The organism is Haloechinothrix aidingensis (genome assembly GCF_013450155.1).
Taxonomy (GTDB): Bacteria; Actinomycetota; Actinomycetes; order Mycobacteriales; family Pseudonocardiaceae; genus Haloechinothrix; species Haloechinothrix aidingensis.
Genome location: NZ_JACCKD010000002.1, coordinates 510,223 through 525,921 on the forward strand (window position 1 = coordinate 510,223; position 15,699 = coordinate 525,921).

General features: G+C 69.6%; 12 protein-coding genes. 7 read left to right on the forward strand and 5 right to left on the reverse strand.

The features are described 5' to 3' along the window. Positions 1-328: 328 nt before the first annotated feature. The 4 genes from H0B56_RS06905 to H0B56_RS06920 all read left to right on the forward strand — a co-directional run bounded on the left by H0B56_RS06905 (position 329) and on the right by H0B56_RS06920 (position 6,045). The gene (locus H0B56_RS06905) at positions 329-1,597 is read left to right on the forward strand and encodes an aspartate aminotransferase family protein (RefSeq protein ID WP_180892082.1); all 1,269 of its coding nucleotides are present in this window, start codon (positions 329-331) and stop codon (positions 1,595-1,597) included. A 94-nt stretch (positions 1,598-1,691) separates the two neighbouring features. After that, on the forward strand, positions 1,692-2,201 hold the full coding sequence (locus tag H0B56_RS06910; RefSeq protein ID WP_180892083.1) for a DUF3830 family protein: 510 nt from the start codon (positions 1,692-1,694) through the stop codon (positions 2,199-2,201). A gap of 207 nt (positions 2,202-2,408) precedes the next feature. Continuing rightward, positions 2,409-4,238 (forward strand): PA domain-containing protein, encoded by a 1,830-nt coding sequence (locus H0B56_RS06915; protein WP_180892084.1) that lies wholly within the window; start codon positions 2,409-2,411, stop codon positions 4,236-4,238. Between the two features lie 160 nt (positions 4,239-4,398). Next, on the forward strand, positions 4,399-6,045 hold the full coding sequence (locus tag H0B56_RS06920) for an FAD-binding dehydrogenase (protein ID WP_180892085.1): 1,647 nt from the start codon (positions 4,399-4,401) through the stop codon (positions 6,043-6,045). Positions 6,046-6,107: 62 nt separating this feature from the next. On the opposite strand, the gene H0B56_RS06925 is transcribed toward H0B56_RS06920, so the two are convergent. Together H0B56_RS06925 and H0B56_RS06930 are read right to left on the reverse strand one after the other, a co-directional pair. Continuing rightward, positions 6,108-7,346 carry a cytochrome P450 gene (locus H0B56_RS06925; RefSeq protein ID WP_180892086.1) on the reverse strand — a complete coding sequence of 413 codons (1,239 nt, stop codon included), beginning with the start codon at positions 7,344-7,346 and terminating at the stop codon, positions 6,108-6,110. Then, the gene (locus H0B56_RS06930; RefSeq protein ID WP_180892087.1) at positions 7,343-7,867 is read right to left on the reverse strand and encodes a hypothetical protein; all 525 of its coding nucleotides are present in this window, start codon (positions 7,865-7,867) and stop codon (positions 7,343-7,345) included. The genes H0B56_RS06925 and H0B56_RS06930 overlap by 4 nt, the downstream gene beginning before the upstream one ends. Before the next feature lie 57 nt (positions 7,868-7,924). Between H0B56_RS06930 and H0B56_RS06935 the strand changes: the two genes are divergently transcribed. Continuing rightward, the gene (locus H0B56_RS06935; RefSeq protein ID WP_180892088.1) at positions 7,925-8,551 is read left to right on the forward strand and encodes a TetR/AcrR family transcriptional regulator; all 627 of its coding nucleotides are present in this window, start codon (positions 7,925-7,927) and stop codon (positions 8,549-8,551) included. Here the strand turns inward: H0B56_RS06935 and H0B56_RS06940 are convergent. Then, positions 8,529-9,176: a TetR/AcrR family transcriptional regulator gene (locus H0B56_RS06940; protein ID WP_343063786.1), complete on the reverse strand. Its 648-nt coding sequence runs from the start codon at positions 9,174-9,176 to the stop codon at positions 8,529-8,531. The two genes, H0B56_RS06935 and H0B56_RS06940, sit on opposite strands and share 23 nt — an antisense overlap. A 219-nt stretch (positions 9,177-9,395) precedes the next feature. On the opposite strand from H0B56_RS06940, the gene H0B56_RS06945 reads away from it, so the two are divergent. Further along, complete coding sequence (locus H0B56_RS06945) at positions 9,396-10,685, forward strand: lipase family protein (RefSeq protein WP_180892089.1); 1,290 nt, start codon at positions 9,396-9,398, stop codon at positions 10,683-10,685. Between the two features lie 71 nt (positions 10,686-10,756). Here the strand turns inward: H0B56_RS06945 and H0B56_RS06950 are convergent, their stop codons facing one another. Together H0B56_RS06950 and H0B56_RS06955 are read right to left on the reverse strand one after the other, a co-directional pair. After that, on the reverse strand, positions 10,757-12,931 hold the full coding sequence (locus H0B56_RS06950) for a 3-hydroxyacyl-CoA dehydrogenase NAD-binding domain-containing protein (RefSeq protein ID WP_180892090.1): 2,175 nt from the start codon (positions 12,929-12,931) through the stop codon (positions 10,757-10,759). Between the two features lie 28 nt (positions 12,932-12,959). Continuing rightward, complete coding sequence (locus tag H0B56_RS06955) at positions 12,960-14,171, reverse strand: acetyl-CoA C-acetyltransferase (protein WP_180892091.1); 1,212 nt, start codon at positions 14,169-14,171, stop codon at positions 12,960-12,962. A gap of 212 nt (positions 14,172-14,383) precedes the next feature. Between H0B56_RS06955 and H0B56_RS06960 the strand changes: the two genes are divergently transcribed. Further along, positions 14,384-15,598 (forward strand): TetR/AcrR family transcriptional regulator, encoded by a 1,215-nt coding sequence (locus tag H0B56_RS06960; RefSeq protein WP_180892092.1) that lies wholly within the window; start codon positions 14,384-14,386, stop codon positions 15,596-15,598. The last annotated feature ends 101 nt before the right edge of the window (positions 15,599-15,699 follow it).

The window sequence follows — 15,699 nt, forward strand, 5'->3', positions numbered from 1 at the left end:
CGCGCGCGGTGACCGCGTGCCGATGGCGCGGCGCCGCGCGTGGCCGCTGGCACAGCGCCACCGCCTCACCTATCGTCGGGTACCGGCCGCAGGCGAGCGGGGCGTGCGGCACGCACGGACCGTCCGGTGCGCACACGCACCGTATCCCTACGGCCATACTGGAGCCGTCTCGCTCCACCTGCCACACGCGGCGGCGTGGAACGGGTACGAGCGCCATGCTATACAGATTGTCAACAATCGACAATAGAGTGTCCCAGTCCAGCCGAGCGGGCGAAGGTAACCGGCACGTACGCCCGCCGACGTTCACGTACGAAGGAGCACGGTCGCCATGTCGCAGCTATCGCCACTGCTGAAGCAGGCAACACCGGTCGAGGTCGACTACGGGGAAGGGGTGTACCTGTACGACCACAGCGGCAGGCGGCACCTCGACTTCACAGCCGGGATCGGCGTGACAAGCACCGGACACTGTCACCCGAAGGTGGTCGCCGCCGCGCAGGAGCAGGTGGGAAAGCTCATCCACGGGCAGTACACCACGGTGATGCACGACCCGCTGCGGTCCCTGGCCGAGCGGCTCGGCGACGTGCTGCCACCCGGGCTGGACTCGGTGTTCTTCGCCAACTCCGGAAGCGAGGCCGTGGAAGCCGCGCTACGCCTGGCACGCCAGGCAACCGGACGGCCGAACATCATCGTCTTCCAGGGCGGTTTCCACGGCCGCACCGTGGGAGCGGCGTCGTTGACCACCTCCGGAACCCGGTTCCGTGCCGGTTACGCCCCGCTCATGGACGGGGGGCACGTCGCGCCGTTCCCGTTCGCCTATCGCTACGGCTGGGACGAGGCCACGGCGACCCGCTTCGCGTTGCAGGAGCTGGACTACCTGTTCGCGACGATGTCGCCGGGTGAGGAGACGGCCGCCATCTTCGTCGAACCCGTACTCGGTGAGGGCGGGTACGTCCCGGCCAACCGGGAGTTCCTCGCCGGCCTGCGCGAGCGCGCCGACAAGCACGGGATCCTGCTCGTCGCCGACGAGGTCCAGACCGGGTTCGGTCGCACGGGCAAGTTCTGGGGCATGGAGCACTTCGACGTCCAGCCGGACGTCGTCATCACGGCGAAGGGGCTCGCCAGCGGGTTCCCGCTGTCCGGGATCGCCGCCTCGACCGAGCTGATGAGCAAGGCATGGCCCGGCTCGCAGGGCGGGACCTACGGGGGCAACGCCGTGGCCTGCGCCGCCGCCCTGGCGACCCTGGACGTCATCCAGGAGGAAGGCCTGGTCAACAACGCGGCGACGCAAGGGGCGCGGCTGCTCGAGGGCAGCCGCCAGATCGCCGAGAAATTCCCCCAGATCGGCGACGTGCGGGGCCTCGGCCTGATGGTGGGCTCGGAGTTCGTCACCGCGGACGGGCGAGCAGACCCGGACACCGCCAAGGCCGCCCAGCAGGCAGCCGCCGAGCGTGGCCTGCTGCTGCTGATGTGCGGTGCGTGGATGAACACCGTCCGGATGATCCCCGCACTCGTCGTCAGCGGTGCGCAGGTCGATGACGCACTCGGCATCTGGTCCGAGTCCGTCGCCGCGGTCACCGGAGACGCCGCACGCTCCTGACCGTGGCGGGCGGGTGGTCCCGGATGTGCCGCGACGGTGCCACCCGGGGTCGCCCGCCCGCCCCGCTCACCGATACGTCCACAAGGGAGAGACTATGGCCAGGTACATCACGATCAGCCTGGACAAGCGGGGAGTGTCGTGCCGCGCTCGCCTGCTCGACGAGCAGGCACCCCGGACCTGCCGGGCGGTCTGGGACGCGCTACCCCAGAGCGACCAGGCCTACCACGCCAAGTACGCGCGCAACGAGGTCTACACCCTCCTCTCCCCCTTCGCCGACCCGGAACCCGGCAGGGAGAACCCCACCGTCACCCCGATCCCCGGCGATGTCGTCTACTTCGCCTTCGAGCCATGGGAGATCGGTAACCCGGCCTACGGCTACGACACCGGCAGCCAGGCCTACGACACCGCGGGCGCCACCGACCTGGCCATCTTCTACGGGCGGAACAACCTGCTGATCAACGGCGACGCCGGCTGGGTGCCCGGTAACGTCTTCGCCACCATCACCGAGGGACTCGACGACATCGCAGCCGCCTGCCAGGACATCTGGCTGCGCGGGGTGGAAGGGGAGACGCTCACCTTCCGGCGAGCCGACCCGCACGACTAGTCGCGAGCACACCTGCCGGATCCGGCAGGAAGCCGACAAGCCGGCGCATGTGTCGCGTATCACATCAGCGGCACGATCGTTGTACCCAGTGCGGGAGCGGCTGGTGACGCCGACATCGGCTGGGCGATGAACGACGGGGCACCCGGCGGGCCGACATCGCGGCGCCGAGCGCGCGCCCGGTGGAAACACGCCCAGGAGGTGCGTCCGATGTCGAAGCGGCGGGGAAAGAGGTCGGCGGCGGCCGGAGCCGCGGTGTCGCTGGTGGCGACGATGCTGACGATGGCACCCGGAGCCGGTGCGCAGACGCAGCCGAGCGCCGCTCCGGCGGACGAGGAGCTGTTCAACCTCGAGCACGTGTACAACTTCAACCCGCAGGAACACGACCCGCGAGCGGACGACCAGGAGGATGAGCCGACAGCGGGCTCGGACCTGGAGTTCTTCACGCACACCGTGCCACTGCGCGACTACGAGACGGGTGCATTGCTCAACCGGGCTGGTCAACCGATGCCCGACCAGGCGAACGCCGAACCGGTGATGGCCGAGCGGGACTTCGCCGTCCTGGGCTCCTACCAGCGCGGCGCGTACGTCTTCGACATCACCGACCCCGAGGACCCCCGGTTCGTCTCCCAGGTCACCTGCAGGCAGGACCGCAACGACGTCGGCATCACCAAGTTCACCGACCCCGACTCCGGCGAGGAGCGAGTGGTGCTCGCGCTGACCAAGCAGAGTGGCAACCCGTGCCCGGACGCCGGTGGGGTCGGCGTCACCGTCGACGCCCCCGAGGAGCTGCAGGGCTTCCACGAGGGCGAGCAGTGGAGCGCTACCGGAGCCGTCGCCGGGCAGTCCGCCGAGCTCGTCTACGCGGGCACGGGGTGCTCGGCGGCGAGCTACGCACCGGTCGCAGGCGAGATCCAGGGCAACATCGCCATCGTCGACGACCGGCAGAGCCGGACCAACGAGGCCGACCAGTGCCCGACCTACACGTTCTTCCAGAAGGTACGTACAGCGCAGGAAGCCGGGGCCGTCGGGTTCGTCCAGATCCCCGAGGAAGGGGCAGAACCCAGGTCCAACGCCACCGCGATCGCAGCCGACATCCCCGCGATCGAGGTGTACCGCACCGACGACGTGCTCGACGTTCGCGACGCGGTGATCGGCGGGACCGGCGTCACCGCGACCATCGAGGACGGACCGAGCGAGTCCCCGCTGCGCGGTGAGGGCTCGGGAGGCATCGGCGTCTTCGACATCACCGACCCCTACGAGTGGTCACCGATGTACCGGCTCCGCACCGGCTTCGGCGGGGTGCACAACTTCGCGTTCCACCCGACCGCCGACGTCGGCTACGCGTGGAACGGCGCGCTGCCCGGCGGGATCAACACCATCCCGATCGTCGACTTCAGCGATCTCGACGACCCGGTCGTGCGGGAAGGTCCCGCAACGCTCGGCGGGGTGCACGACGGCGAGCTCAGCCCGGACGGCGACCGCATGTACGCGGCCTCGGAGAACAACTACGAGATATACGACAACACCGACCCGCTCGACCCGCAGCTGATCTCGATGACGCCCAATGTGGGCTCCTACGCCCACGGGGTGTTCCCCAGCTCCGACGGCGAGCTGATGGTCACCAACAACGAGAGCCTGGTCATCGGCGGGTTCCTAGTGGAAGGGTCCGGGGTCTGCCCCGGTGAGGGGCTCGCCGCCTACGACACCACCAACGAGGAGGCCCCCGTCGGCCCGCTCGGGTACTACACCCCCGATGTCGTCGGGCCCTCGGATGAGCGACCGTGCACCTCGCACTTCGGCCGGTTCGCACCGGACACCAAGATCCAGTCGATCGGCTGGTACGTCGCAGGCACCCGCGTCGTGGACTGGTCGGACCCGAGCAACCCTGTCGAGGTCGCCGGGGCCGCCCTCGAGGACACCAACACCTGGGCGGCGAAGTTCCACACCGGACCGTACGTCTACGCGGGTGACATCGGCAGGGGCTTCGACGTGTTCCGGTGGAGCGGCGAGGGGCCCGCTCCGTGGGAGGCACGCTGAATGACGCTTTCAGTCCACGTGACGGACTGAAAGCGTCATTCAGCACACCCCGCAGGCCGGCGGCGTGCCGCACGGTTCGTGCACTGGTCTCCCGTGCGGCTGACCGACGCGATACCGTCCTACCGGACAGCGCTGATCGCCACCCGGATCGGAGTGCCGCATGGACGCAGACGTGATCGTGATCGGTGCCGGCCTTGCCGGGCTGGTGGCCGCGGACGCCGCGGCGCAGGCAGGCAAACGGGTGATCATCGTCGAGCAGGAGCCGGAGACGTCCTTCGGCGGCCAGGCCCACTGGTCACTCGGCGGCCTGTTCCTCGTCGACAGCCCGGAACAGCGGCGCATGCGGGTGCGCGACTCGGCCGAGCTCGCCTGGCAGGACTGGCTCGGCACGGCAGGCTTCGACCGTGCGGACGACCACTGGCCGCGCGAGTGGGCGCGAGCGTACGTGGACTTCGCCGCAGGCGAGAAACGATCGTGGCTGCACGGTCTCGGACTGCGCTTCTTCCCCGTCGTCGGGTGGGCCGAGCGGGGCGGGTACGGCGCGACCGGCCCCGGGAACTCGGTCCCGCGCTTCCACATCACCTGGGGCACCGGCCCCGGCGTGCTGGCACCGTTCGTCCAGCGGGTGCGCGACGCCGCCGACCGGGGCCGGATCGAGCTCAGGTTCCGCCACCGGGTCGACGCGCTGACCACAACGGGCGGTGCCGTTGACGGCGTGCGCGGGGCCGTACTCGAACCGAGCGACGTCGCGCGAGGCGAGGCGAGCTCGCGCACGGAGACCGGCGAGTTCACCCTGCGCGCGCAGGCCGTGCTCGTCGCCTCCGGCGGCATCGGCGGCAACCAGGAGCTGATCCGGAAGAACTGGCCGTCCCGGATGGGAGACCCTCCCGTGCACATGCTCTCCGGGGTGCCCGCGCACGTCGACGGGCGGATGCTGGGCATCAGCGAGCAGGCGGGAGCGCGGCTGATCAACTCGGACCGCATGTGGCACTACGTCGAGGGAATCGACAACTACGACCCGATCTGGCCGCGACACGGCATACGCATCCTGCCGGGTCCCTCCTCGCTGTGGCTCGACGCGCGCGGCAACCGGCTGCCCGTACCCCTCTACCCCGGGTTCGACACCCTTGGCACGCTGGCTCACCTGCGCGGTGCGGGCTACGACCACTCGTGGTTCGTGCTCACCCACAAGATCATCGAACGCGAGTTCGCGCTGTCCGGTTCGGAGCAGAACCCCGACATCACCGGAAAGAGCGTCCGCGACACGCTCCGGCGCGCCCGGCCCGGCCCGCCGGGTCCCGTCGAGGCCTTCACCCGCAAGGGAGCCGACTTCGTGGTCGCCGACACCGTGGGTGAGCTGGTCGCGGGTATGAACGACCGCACGGGCGAGAAGCTGCTCGACGCCGAGCACGTCGAGGCCGAGATCGTGGCACGCGACAGGGAGATGGCCAACCCGTACACAAAGGACATGCAGGTGACCGCGATTCACGGGGCGCGCCGCTACCTCGGTGACAAGCTCGTGCGCGTGGCCGCCCCGCACCGCCTCCTCGACCCCAAGGCCGGACCGCTGATCGCGGTACGGCTGAGCGTGATCAGCCGCAAGACCCTCGGCGGGCTGGAGACCGACCTGTCCGGGCGGGTACTCGGAACCGACGGGCAGCCGTTACCCGGTCTCTACGCAGCCGGTGAGGCCGCCGGTTTCGGTGGCGGCGGGGTACACGGTTACCGCGCCCTCGAAGGCACGTTCCTCGGCGGGTGCCTGTTCTCCGGCCGGCAGGCAGGGCGCGCCATCGCAGCGACGGTGTGACCCGCCGCCAGCCGGAAGGTTGAATGACGCTTTCAGTCCGTCTCGTGGACTGAAAGCGTCATTCAGCGTACGGCGACGGGGAGGTGGGCCGGGCCGCGGAGGTTGATGCGGCCGTTCCACGCGACCTCGCCGGTGAGGGCGAGATCGCCGGTCCTGGTGACCAGCTTCTCCAGGGCGATCTGCGCCTCCACCCGGGCGAGCGAGGCGCCGAGGCAGTGATGCACGCCCGCACCGAAGGACACGTGCCGGTGCGGGTGCGGCCGGTCCAGGCGCACCCGGTCGGCATCCTCGCCCCACTGCCGCTCGTCCCGGTTGGCCGAGGCGAGTGCGGCCATCACGAATGCCCCTTCCGGGATCTCCACCCCAGCAGCCCGGTGCGGTCGCACCGTGATCCGCCTGCTCGACTGCACGGGGCTGTCGTACCGCAACAGCTCCTCCACGGCAGTGGGCAGCAGGTCCGGCTCGGCGCGCAGCCGCGCGAGCTGGCCGGGATGGCGCAGCAGGGCCAGCGCCCCTCCCCCGATCAGGTTGACGGTGGTCTCGTGCCCGGCGATGAACAGCAGCGCGACCTGAGCCACCAGCTCGTCATCGCTGAGACTGTCCCCGTCCTCCTCCGCGTCGATCAGCGCGGTCAGCAGGTCGTCTCCCCTGTTGCGCCGCTTCCACGCGATGATGTCGGCGATCATCCGCATCACCTCGTCGTCGGCGGCGACGATCGCCTCGAGCATCTCCGGGTCGGCCACCGGCTCGAGGGAGCGCACCAGCGTACCGGTGAGGTCGCGCAGCCTGGCGACATCGACCCTGGGCATACCCATCATCTCGGAGATCACCGCGAACGGGAGCGGGAACGCGACCGTCCGGACCAGGTCGACCTCGCCTTCCCCGATGACCGGCTCCACCAGCTCGTCGACGAGTTCGCGGATCCGCGGCCGCAACGCCTCGATCGCACGCGGCGTGAACGCCTTCGCGACCAGTCTCCGCAACCGCGTATGCGCGGGAGGATCCAGATCCAGGATGGACATACCGTTCATGCGGGGTGCGCGATCACCGTAGCTTCCGGCTATCACGTCACGCATCGGCCCTGGCCCCGCGTTGCGCTCCTCCACCGAGTTGCCCGAGCGCAGCAGCTCGGACACCTCCTCGTGGCGGGACAGCACCCAGAACCCGAGCGGGTGCTCGTACACCGGGGCGCGGTCGCGCAGCACGGCATAGTGCGGGTACGGGTCGTCGGTGAAGCCCTCCGCGAACGGGTTGAACAGGGGTTCGTCCGTCGGGTGAGCCGCCCGGGCCTGGCCGTTCATGCCGACCTGCCGGACATCTGTCGGGAACGGCCCCCGCTGCCCCAGGAGTCACCGGCTCGCCAGGCCCCGCGCAGCACGCGCCGCGTTCGCCGGATCGGGCACCGGTCATCGCCCCGCCCGGCCGGCTCCTCCGCGGCACCGGGCAGGGCAGCCGGGTCCACGCCGGTGGCGGTCAGCACCTCCGAGCGGTGCCGCTGCCGCCCTGCCTCCAGCGCCGGATGCCCGTCCGCGGCATCGAGCAACCGGACCAGCGAGGCGTTCGCCCTGTCAGCGGCAGCGAACGCCGCGGCGACCGCTGTCGCCATCTCCTGCGGCTGACGCTCCAGCACCCCGTCGAGATGCGCGTCGACGGCGGTGTGCCACCGGCGCTGGACGTCCTTGAGGAACGCGCCGAGATCGCCGAACTCCGCGTCGATGTCGGCCAGCCACCCGTCCAGTGCCTGCGCTCCGTGCCGCGTGATGTCCTCGGCCACCGCATAGACGAGCTGGTACCGCCGACGTACCTGACTCCACCCTGACATCAGGCTCACCTACCCTATGTTTCTCACATACACCGTGTATGTCGTTAGACTTAGCGTATGTCGCATGTCAAGAGCCGCCGGGAGATGTACGCGGACGCCACCAGGGCCGCGGTACTGGACGTGGCGACGAGGTTGTTCGCCGAGCGCGGCTACGCGGGGACGGCGCTGGCGGACGTCGCCGCGGACGCCCAGGTCACTCGCGGCGCGGTGTACCACCACTTCTCCGGCAAGCAGGCGCTGTTCGAGGCCGTGCTCGCGGCGCAGGAACTCGAGCTCATCGAGCGCATCGCCGCCGAGACCGCCGAGGTCGCCGACCCGTGGGAAGCGGCGCTGGCCGGCCTCGAGTCCTTCCTCGACCGGTGCTGTGACCCGACCTACGGCAGGCTGGTCTGGCAGGAAGGCCCCTCGGCTCTCGGCTGGACCAGATGGAAGGAGTGCGAGAAGGAGTACGCCTACGGTCTCGTCGAGCAGTTCGTGCATTCCCTGCGCGGCGCCGGTTACCTGCGGCCGAGCGACATCAACACCACGGTGTGGTTCTGCTTCCAGCTGCTCGGCGCGGCCGGGCTGCGGCTGGCCGAGACCGGCGAGGAGGACAAGCGCCGGATGCGCGACGAGTGCTCTGCCGTGATACGCGCGATGCTCCTCGGCCTGCGCGGCGACGCTACGGCGCCGGGCGGCGGATGATCGCGTCGAGCATCAGCTCCCGGATCTCCTCGGCGATCTCGCTGACGGAACAACTCGAGCTCCCGGCCTGCCAGGCGCGCAGCAGCTCGGTGATCGCACCCACCAGCCCGAGCGCGGTCAGCCGGTAGTCACGGGACGGCGCCTGACCGTACGCGGCGACCCGTTCGGCCTCGGACGCGATGTAGCTCGCCCACCGCTCCACCCAGCGCCGGTGTTGCCGTTCCAGGGCCGGGCTCACCCCGACGGCCTCCACGTAGGCGAGCCTGGGGACCCGGGGGTCGGCGGTGACACCGGAAAGGAACGCGTCGATCAGGACGCGGATCCGCCCGGCGGGCTCCTGTTCGCGCGCCTCGTCCAGCACGGCGGTGACCCGCTCCATCGCCACGGCGTTGATGCGCTCGTGCAGCTCACACAGCACGGCTTCCTTGCCGGAGAACTCCTCGTAGAAATTGCGCGTGGACACGCCCGCGAGCGTGCAGATCCGCGCGATCCCGGCGTGCTGGTACCCGGTCGAGGTGAACAGCTCCAGCGCCGCATCCAGTAGCCTCGCGCGCCGCTCGGCCCGCCGCTGGTCGATGTCCTTGCCCCGGTACGGGCGAGCGCCCGCGGCCGCGCGCTCGGTCACGTTCCCTCCTTCGCCTCAGCACCGCCGTGCTGCCTTCGGACCCTGGTCCCGACGCCAGGGCAGGTTCCGGTAGCCGCGACCGCACCGTACTGGCCGGGGACGCGCCCACCGGTACCGCTCGCAGACGAGCATTTGGTAACGGCTATTGCCAGATACGCGGAGCTCGTCCTATATTTTGAAAATTGTTGTTACCACTCTACCGGAAAGGTCGGGCTGCCCATGCGATCGGAACCACGCCGCAGACCCCGCCGTCGGCGACGGCTCCAGCACCGGAAGCCGGCGGCGGCGATCACCGCGCTCGGCCTGCTACTGAGCCTGCTGCCGGGGCTGCTACTCGGGCTTGTCGTGCCCGCGACAGGGGCGGCCGCGGGCGCGGAGGGACCTCCACCGCCCTCCGAGGATCCCTTCTACACCCCGCCGGAACCGCTGCCGGACGGCGAACCGGGCGAGGTGCTGCGGCAGCGCGAGGTCGACGTGCGGGCCGAACCGTTCGGCGTGCTCGACGTTCCGGTGCGGGCCTGGCAGCTGCTCTACCGATCCACCTCGGCCACCGGGGAGGACAATGCCGTGTCGGCGACCCTGCTCCTGCCGGGGTCCGGATGGTCGGGAGACGGCGACCGCCCGCTACTGAGCTACGCGGTCGGCACGCACGGCATCGGTGACCACTGCGCTCCCTCGTACGCGCTGCGCACCGGTACCGAGCAGGAGGCAGCTCTGCTGGCGCAGGCGCTGTCCAAGGGATGGGCCGTCGTCGTCACCGACTACGAGGGCCTCGGCACACCCGGCACACACACCTACGCCACCGGCCGGGCGGAAGGTCCGGCCGTGCTCGACGCCGCCCGCGCGGCGCAGCGCGCCGACGGGGCCGGGCTCTCCGCCGGCGGGCCGGTGGGGATCGCCGGTTACTCGCAGGGCGGCCAGGCGGCCGCGTTCGCCGCGGAGCTGCACCCGCGCTACGCCCCCGAGCTCGACCTCGTCGGCGCCGCGCCCGGTGGCGTTCCCGCCGATCTCGTCGAGGTCGCGGAGTTCAACGAGCGCGGCCCCGCGTTCGGGCTGGTGCTCGGCGCGGCGCTGGGGCTGGCGAATGCCTACCAGGACGTGCCGTTCGAGGAGATCCTCAACGACCGGGGTGAGCGGACGGTCCAGCGCATCGAGCAGGCCTGCACCGCCGAGCTCGGCTCCGCGGCGCCGTTCGGCGCGCTGACCGACTACACCACTATGGACGATCCGCTGAACGACCCGGCCTGGCAGGAACGGCTGGCGGAGAACAGGGCGGGACAGCACGCACCTCAGGCCCCGTTACTGCTGTACCACGGAACGCTCGACGAGCTGATCCCGTACTCGGTCGGCAGGCAGCTGCGGGACCGCTACTGCGAGCTGGGGGCCGGCGTGCAGTGGACGGCGATCCCGCTCGCCGAGCACATCGGTGGCGTCGCCGTCGGCGGGCCGATGGCGCTGGAATGGCTGGACCGCAGGTTCGCAGGCGTGCAGCCACGCGACTCCTGCTGAGCTCGCACGCATGAGCGTGGCCCCGCGGGATCGATCCCGCGGGGCCACGCTGCTGGGGGAGGCTTTCCCGTCTACTCGAAGGTTCCGCCCTTGTTCGCCTTGTCCACAAGGGACTGCGGAGGCTCGAACTGGGAACCGTACCTCGCTGCGAGCTCGCGAGCCCGCTCGACGAAGCCGGGCAGCCCACCGGGGTACTGCTTGATGTACTGCACGACACCACCGGTCCACGGCGGGAAGCCGATGCCGAAGATGGAGCCGATGTTGGCATCCTCCACCGAGTTCAGCACGCCCTCGTCGAAGCAGCGGACCGTCTCGATGGCCTGCACGAACAGCATCCGCTCCTGGAGGTCGACGAACGGGACCTCGTCGGAGTCGGTCTTGAACGCGTCGCGCAGGCCCGGCCACAGCCCGATCCGCTTGCCGTCCTCGTCGTACTCGTAGAACCCGGCGCCTGCCGCCTTGCTGGGCCGGTCGAACTCGTCGACCATCCGGTCCACGACGAAGTCGGCGCCGTGCGGTGTCCACGTACCGCCTGCCGCCTCGACCCCGGCCCTGGTCTCGTTGCGGATCTTCTGCATCAGCGTCAGGGTGAGCTCGTCGGACAGCTGCAGCGGAGGCGCGGGGAACCCGGCCTGTGAACCCGCCTGCTCGATGCTCGCGGGCTCGACACCCTCACCGACCGCGGCGATGGCCTCGTTGATGAAGGTCCCGATGACGCGGCTGGTGAAGAACCCGCGGCTGTCGTTGACCACGATCGGCGTCTTGTTGATCGCCAGGGTGTAGTCGAAGACCTTGGCCAGCGTGGCGTCCGAGGTCTTCTCCCCGCAGATGATCTCCACGAGCGGCATCTTGTCCACCGGCGAGAAGAAGTGGATGCCGATGAAGTCCTCCTGCCGCTTGACCCCCTGGGCCAGGCCCGTGATCGGCAGCGTGGAGGTGTTCGAGCCGAGCACCGCGTCCTCGTTGACGACGTCCTCGATCTCCTGGAAGACCTTGTGCTTGAGGTCGGTGCTCTCGAAGACCGCCTCGATCACGAAGTCGACGCCGTCGAGGTCCTCCGGCGAGCCCGTGGTGGTGATGCGGTCGAGCAGGGCGTCCGACTTCTCCTGGGTCGTCTTGCCCCTGGAGAGCGCCTTCTCCTCCAGCTTGCGGGAGTAGTCCTTGCCCTTCTCGGCATTGTCGACGCTGACGTCCTTGAGCACGACCTCCATGCCGGCCTTGGCCGAGACGTAGGCGATGCCCGCGCCCATCATGCCCGCGCCGAGCACACCCACCTTGCGCACGGTGTGCTTGTCGTAGCCGGACGGGCGGCTGCCGCCGTTGTTGATGGTCTCCAGGTCGAAGAAGAACGCCTGGATCATGTTCTTCGACACCTGCCCGGTGGCCAGGTGCACCAGGTACCGCGACTCGATCTTCGAGGCAGTGTCGAAGTCGACCTGCGAGCCCTCCACCGCGGCGGCCAGGATCGCCCGCGGGGCGGGCATCGGCGCGCCCTTGAGCTGCTTGCGCAGGTTCGCGGGGAACGCGGGCAGGTTCGCGGCGAAGCTCGGGTTCGACGGCGTGCCGCCCGGGATCTTGTAGCCGTCCTTGTCCCAGGGCTGCACCCCGCCTTCCGGGTTGGCCTTGATCCATTCCTTGGCCTTGGGCAGCAGCTCGTCGATCGAGTCGACGACCTCGTCGATGATGCCGACCTCCTGGGCCTTGCGCGGCTTGTGCCGCTGCCCCTCGGCCAGCACGTTGAGCACGGCGTTCTGGATACCCAGCAGCCGGACGGTACGGGTCACGCCGCCACCGCCGGGCAGCAGCCCGAGGGTGACCTCGGGCAGGCCGATCTGGCTGCCCTTGACGTCGGCCGCGATGCGGTGGTGGCAGGCAAGCGCGATCTCGAGCCCGCCGCCGAGTGCCGCGCCGTTGATGGCTGCGACGACCGGCTTGCCGAGTGTCTCCAGCTTGCGCAGCGGAGCCTTGACCCGCTCGTCGGCCATCCTGGTCATCTGCTCAGCGTGTTCGGGCTGAGCCTGGATCAGGTCGTTGAGGTCACCACCGGCGAAGAAGGTCTTCTTCGCGGAGGTGACCACCACGCCGGTGATCGAGTCCTTCTCCTGCTCGAGACGGTCCACGATCGCCAGCATCGAATCGATGTAGTCGGTGTTCATCGTGTTCGCCGACTGGTTGGGATCGTCAAGCGTCAGCACCACGATGCCGTCGGAGTCCTGCTCCCAACGGATGGTCTTGGATTCAGTCATCGCTCTCCTCGCCGTTTGCGCTGCCCGGTCAGACCCGCTCGATGATGGTGGCCAGGCCCATGCCGCCGCCGATGCACAACGTCACCAGCGCCCTGCGGGCGTTACGGCGTTCCAGCTCGTCGACCATGGTGCCGAGGATCATCGCCCCGGTGGCCCCCAGCGGGTGCCCCATGGCGATGGCGCCGCCGTTGACGTTGAGCTTCTCGTCCGGGATGTTCAGGTCCTTCTGGTACTTCAGCACCACCGAGGCGAACGCCTCGTTCAGCTCGAACAGGTCGATGTCGTCGACGCCGAGACCGGCCTTGGCGAGCACCTTCTCGGTGGCAGGGGTCGGGCCGGTCAGCATGATGGTCGGGTCCGAGCCGGTCACGGCCGTTGCCGCGACCCGGGCGCGCGGGGTCAGGCCGAAGTCCTTGCCGGCCTGCTCGTCACCGAGGAGCACGAGCGAGGCACCGTCGACGATGCCGGACGAGTTCCCGCCGGTGTGCACGTGGTTGATCTTCTCGACGTTGTGGTACTTCTGCAGCGCCACCGCGTCGAAGCCACCCATCTCGCCGATACCGGCGAACGACGGGTTGAGCTTGCCGAGGTCCTCGACGGTGGTGCCCGGCCTGCGGTGCTCGTCGTGGTCGAGCACCGTGACGCCGTTGATGTCGGTGACCGGGACCACGGACTTGGCGAAGTACCCGCCGGACCAGGCGGCCTCGGCCCGCTCCTGGGAACGCGCGGCGAAGGCGTCGACGTCCTCCCGGGAGAAGCCTTCCAGCGTGGCGATCAGGTCGGCGCCGATGCCCTGCGGCACGAAGTAGGTGTCGTAGTTCGTGGCCGGGTCGAGGAACATCGCCCCGCCGTCGGTACCCATCGGCACCCGCGACATCGACTCGACGCCACCCGCCAGCAGCAGCCGGTCCCAGCCGGCCAGCACCTTCTGCGCGGCCTGGTTGACCGCCTCGAGCCCGGAGGCGCAGAAACGGTTGAGCTGCACGCCCGCGACCGAGTCGGGCAGCCCCGAGGCCATCGCGGCGGCCCTCGGCAGCACGCCGCCCTGGTCACCGACCGGCGAGACGATCCCCATGATGATGTCGTCGATCGCGGCGGGGTCCAAACCAGGATGGCGGCGCTTGATCTCCTCGATCAGCCCGATGGTGAGATCGATCGGTTTGATCCCGTGCAGGGATCCCTTCTTGCCCTTACCCCGAGGCGTACGGATCGCCTCGTAAATGAACGCCTCATTGCTCACGCCAACATGTCCTTCCTGATGCACGCGACATCCGCTAGCTAGCACTACTGCCTCGTGGCGCTAATACTCACTAACATAATGCGCCTGAACGCCCTGTTGTCAATGGGTTGTCAGCTATTCAACTCGCGCTAGAGTATGTTCACTATGACGGTCGATCAGCAGCCCGGAACCAGGCGACCGGCACGCGCCGCGGACAAGGCCGTGAGCAGGCTATGAGCAGGACGACGACAGCGCGGCCACGCAACCGGAAGGCCCAGCTCGCGGCGGTGGCCGCCGAGCTCTTCCGGACACACGGCTACCACGAGGTCGGCATCTCCGACATCGCGGCCGCGGCAGGCGTTACCGGGCCCGCGATCTACCGGCACTTCACCGACAAGCAGGACATGCTCGCCCACGTGGTGCTCAGCGGCGTCGACGAGCTGGCTGAGGCGACCAGCAGGGCGATCGGGACCGATCCCCACCCCTCGGCCGAGCAGGTCGAGGACATGCTGGCGACCATGGCGAAGCTCTCCGTCGAGCGGCGCGAGCTCACCGCGCTGTGGCGAACGCAACGCAGGCACATGCGCGAGAGCGATCGAGCCGCCACGCGCCGCCGCTCCCGGGAGCTGCTCGACAACTGGACACGGGCGCTGCGCGCGGTGCGCCCGGAGCTGCCCGAGGCCGATGCCGAGCTGCTGTGCTGGGCGGCGCTGAGCACGTTCGGCAGCGCGTCGATGCACTCGACCCGCATCGCCAAGCGCCGGTTCGAACGCGTCCTCGCCGAGCGGGCCCGCGCGGTGCTGCACTGCACGCTGCCGGAGAGCGCACCTCCGGCGCCCGGCGCGCAGGCACGCGAGACCGCTGCCGAGGTCACCGAGTCCCAGGTGCTGCGCGCCTCGCGGCGTGAGCAGCTGATCACCGAGGCAGGCAGGCTCTTCCAGGTACGGGGCTTCCACGAGGTGAGCATGGACGATATCGGTGCCGCCGCCGGTATCAGCGGGCCCAGCGTCTACCGGCACTTCCCGAGCAAGGCTGCCCTGTTCCTTGCCGTCTCGCAGCGGGTGACCGACCGCCTCGAACGCGGCAGGCAGCGCGTCTCCGAGACCGCGACCGACGAGACCGCGGCGCTGCGCGGCCTGATCAGCAGCTACGTGGAGACCATGTTCACCCATGCGGACCTGCTGGCGGTCGGTCAGCAGATGAGCGCCCTGTCCGAGGGTGAGCGCGCCGAGCTGCGGCGCGTGCAGCGTGACTACGTCAGCGAGTGGGTACGCCTGCTGTGTGCGCTCCAGCCGGAGCGCGACACCCAGGAAGGCAGGATCATCGTGCACATCGCGCTGACCATCGCCAACGACCTGCTACGGACCCGGCGCATCACGGCCAGACCCGGCATTCGAGCCGAGCTCGAGACCCTGATGGCGACAGCGCTCGGGCTTCCGTCCCGATGAGGTGACCGACCCCACTGGCGCGAACCAGCTCCGAGGGTTTACTTTACTCACGAGTAGGTTATCGCGACGGCCGTGCGCGGCCGATGGGAGAGTGACCGTGT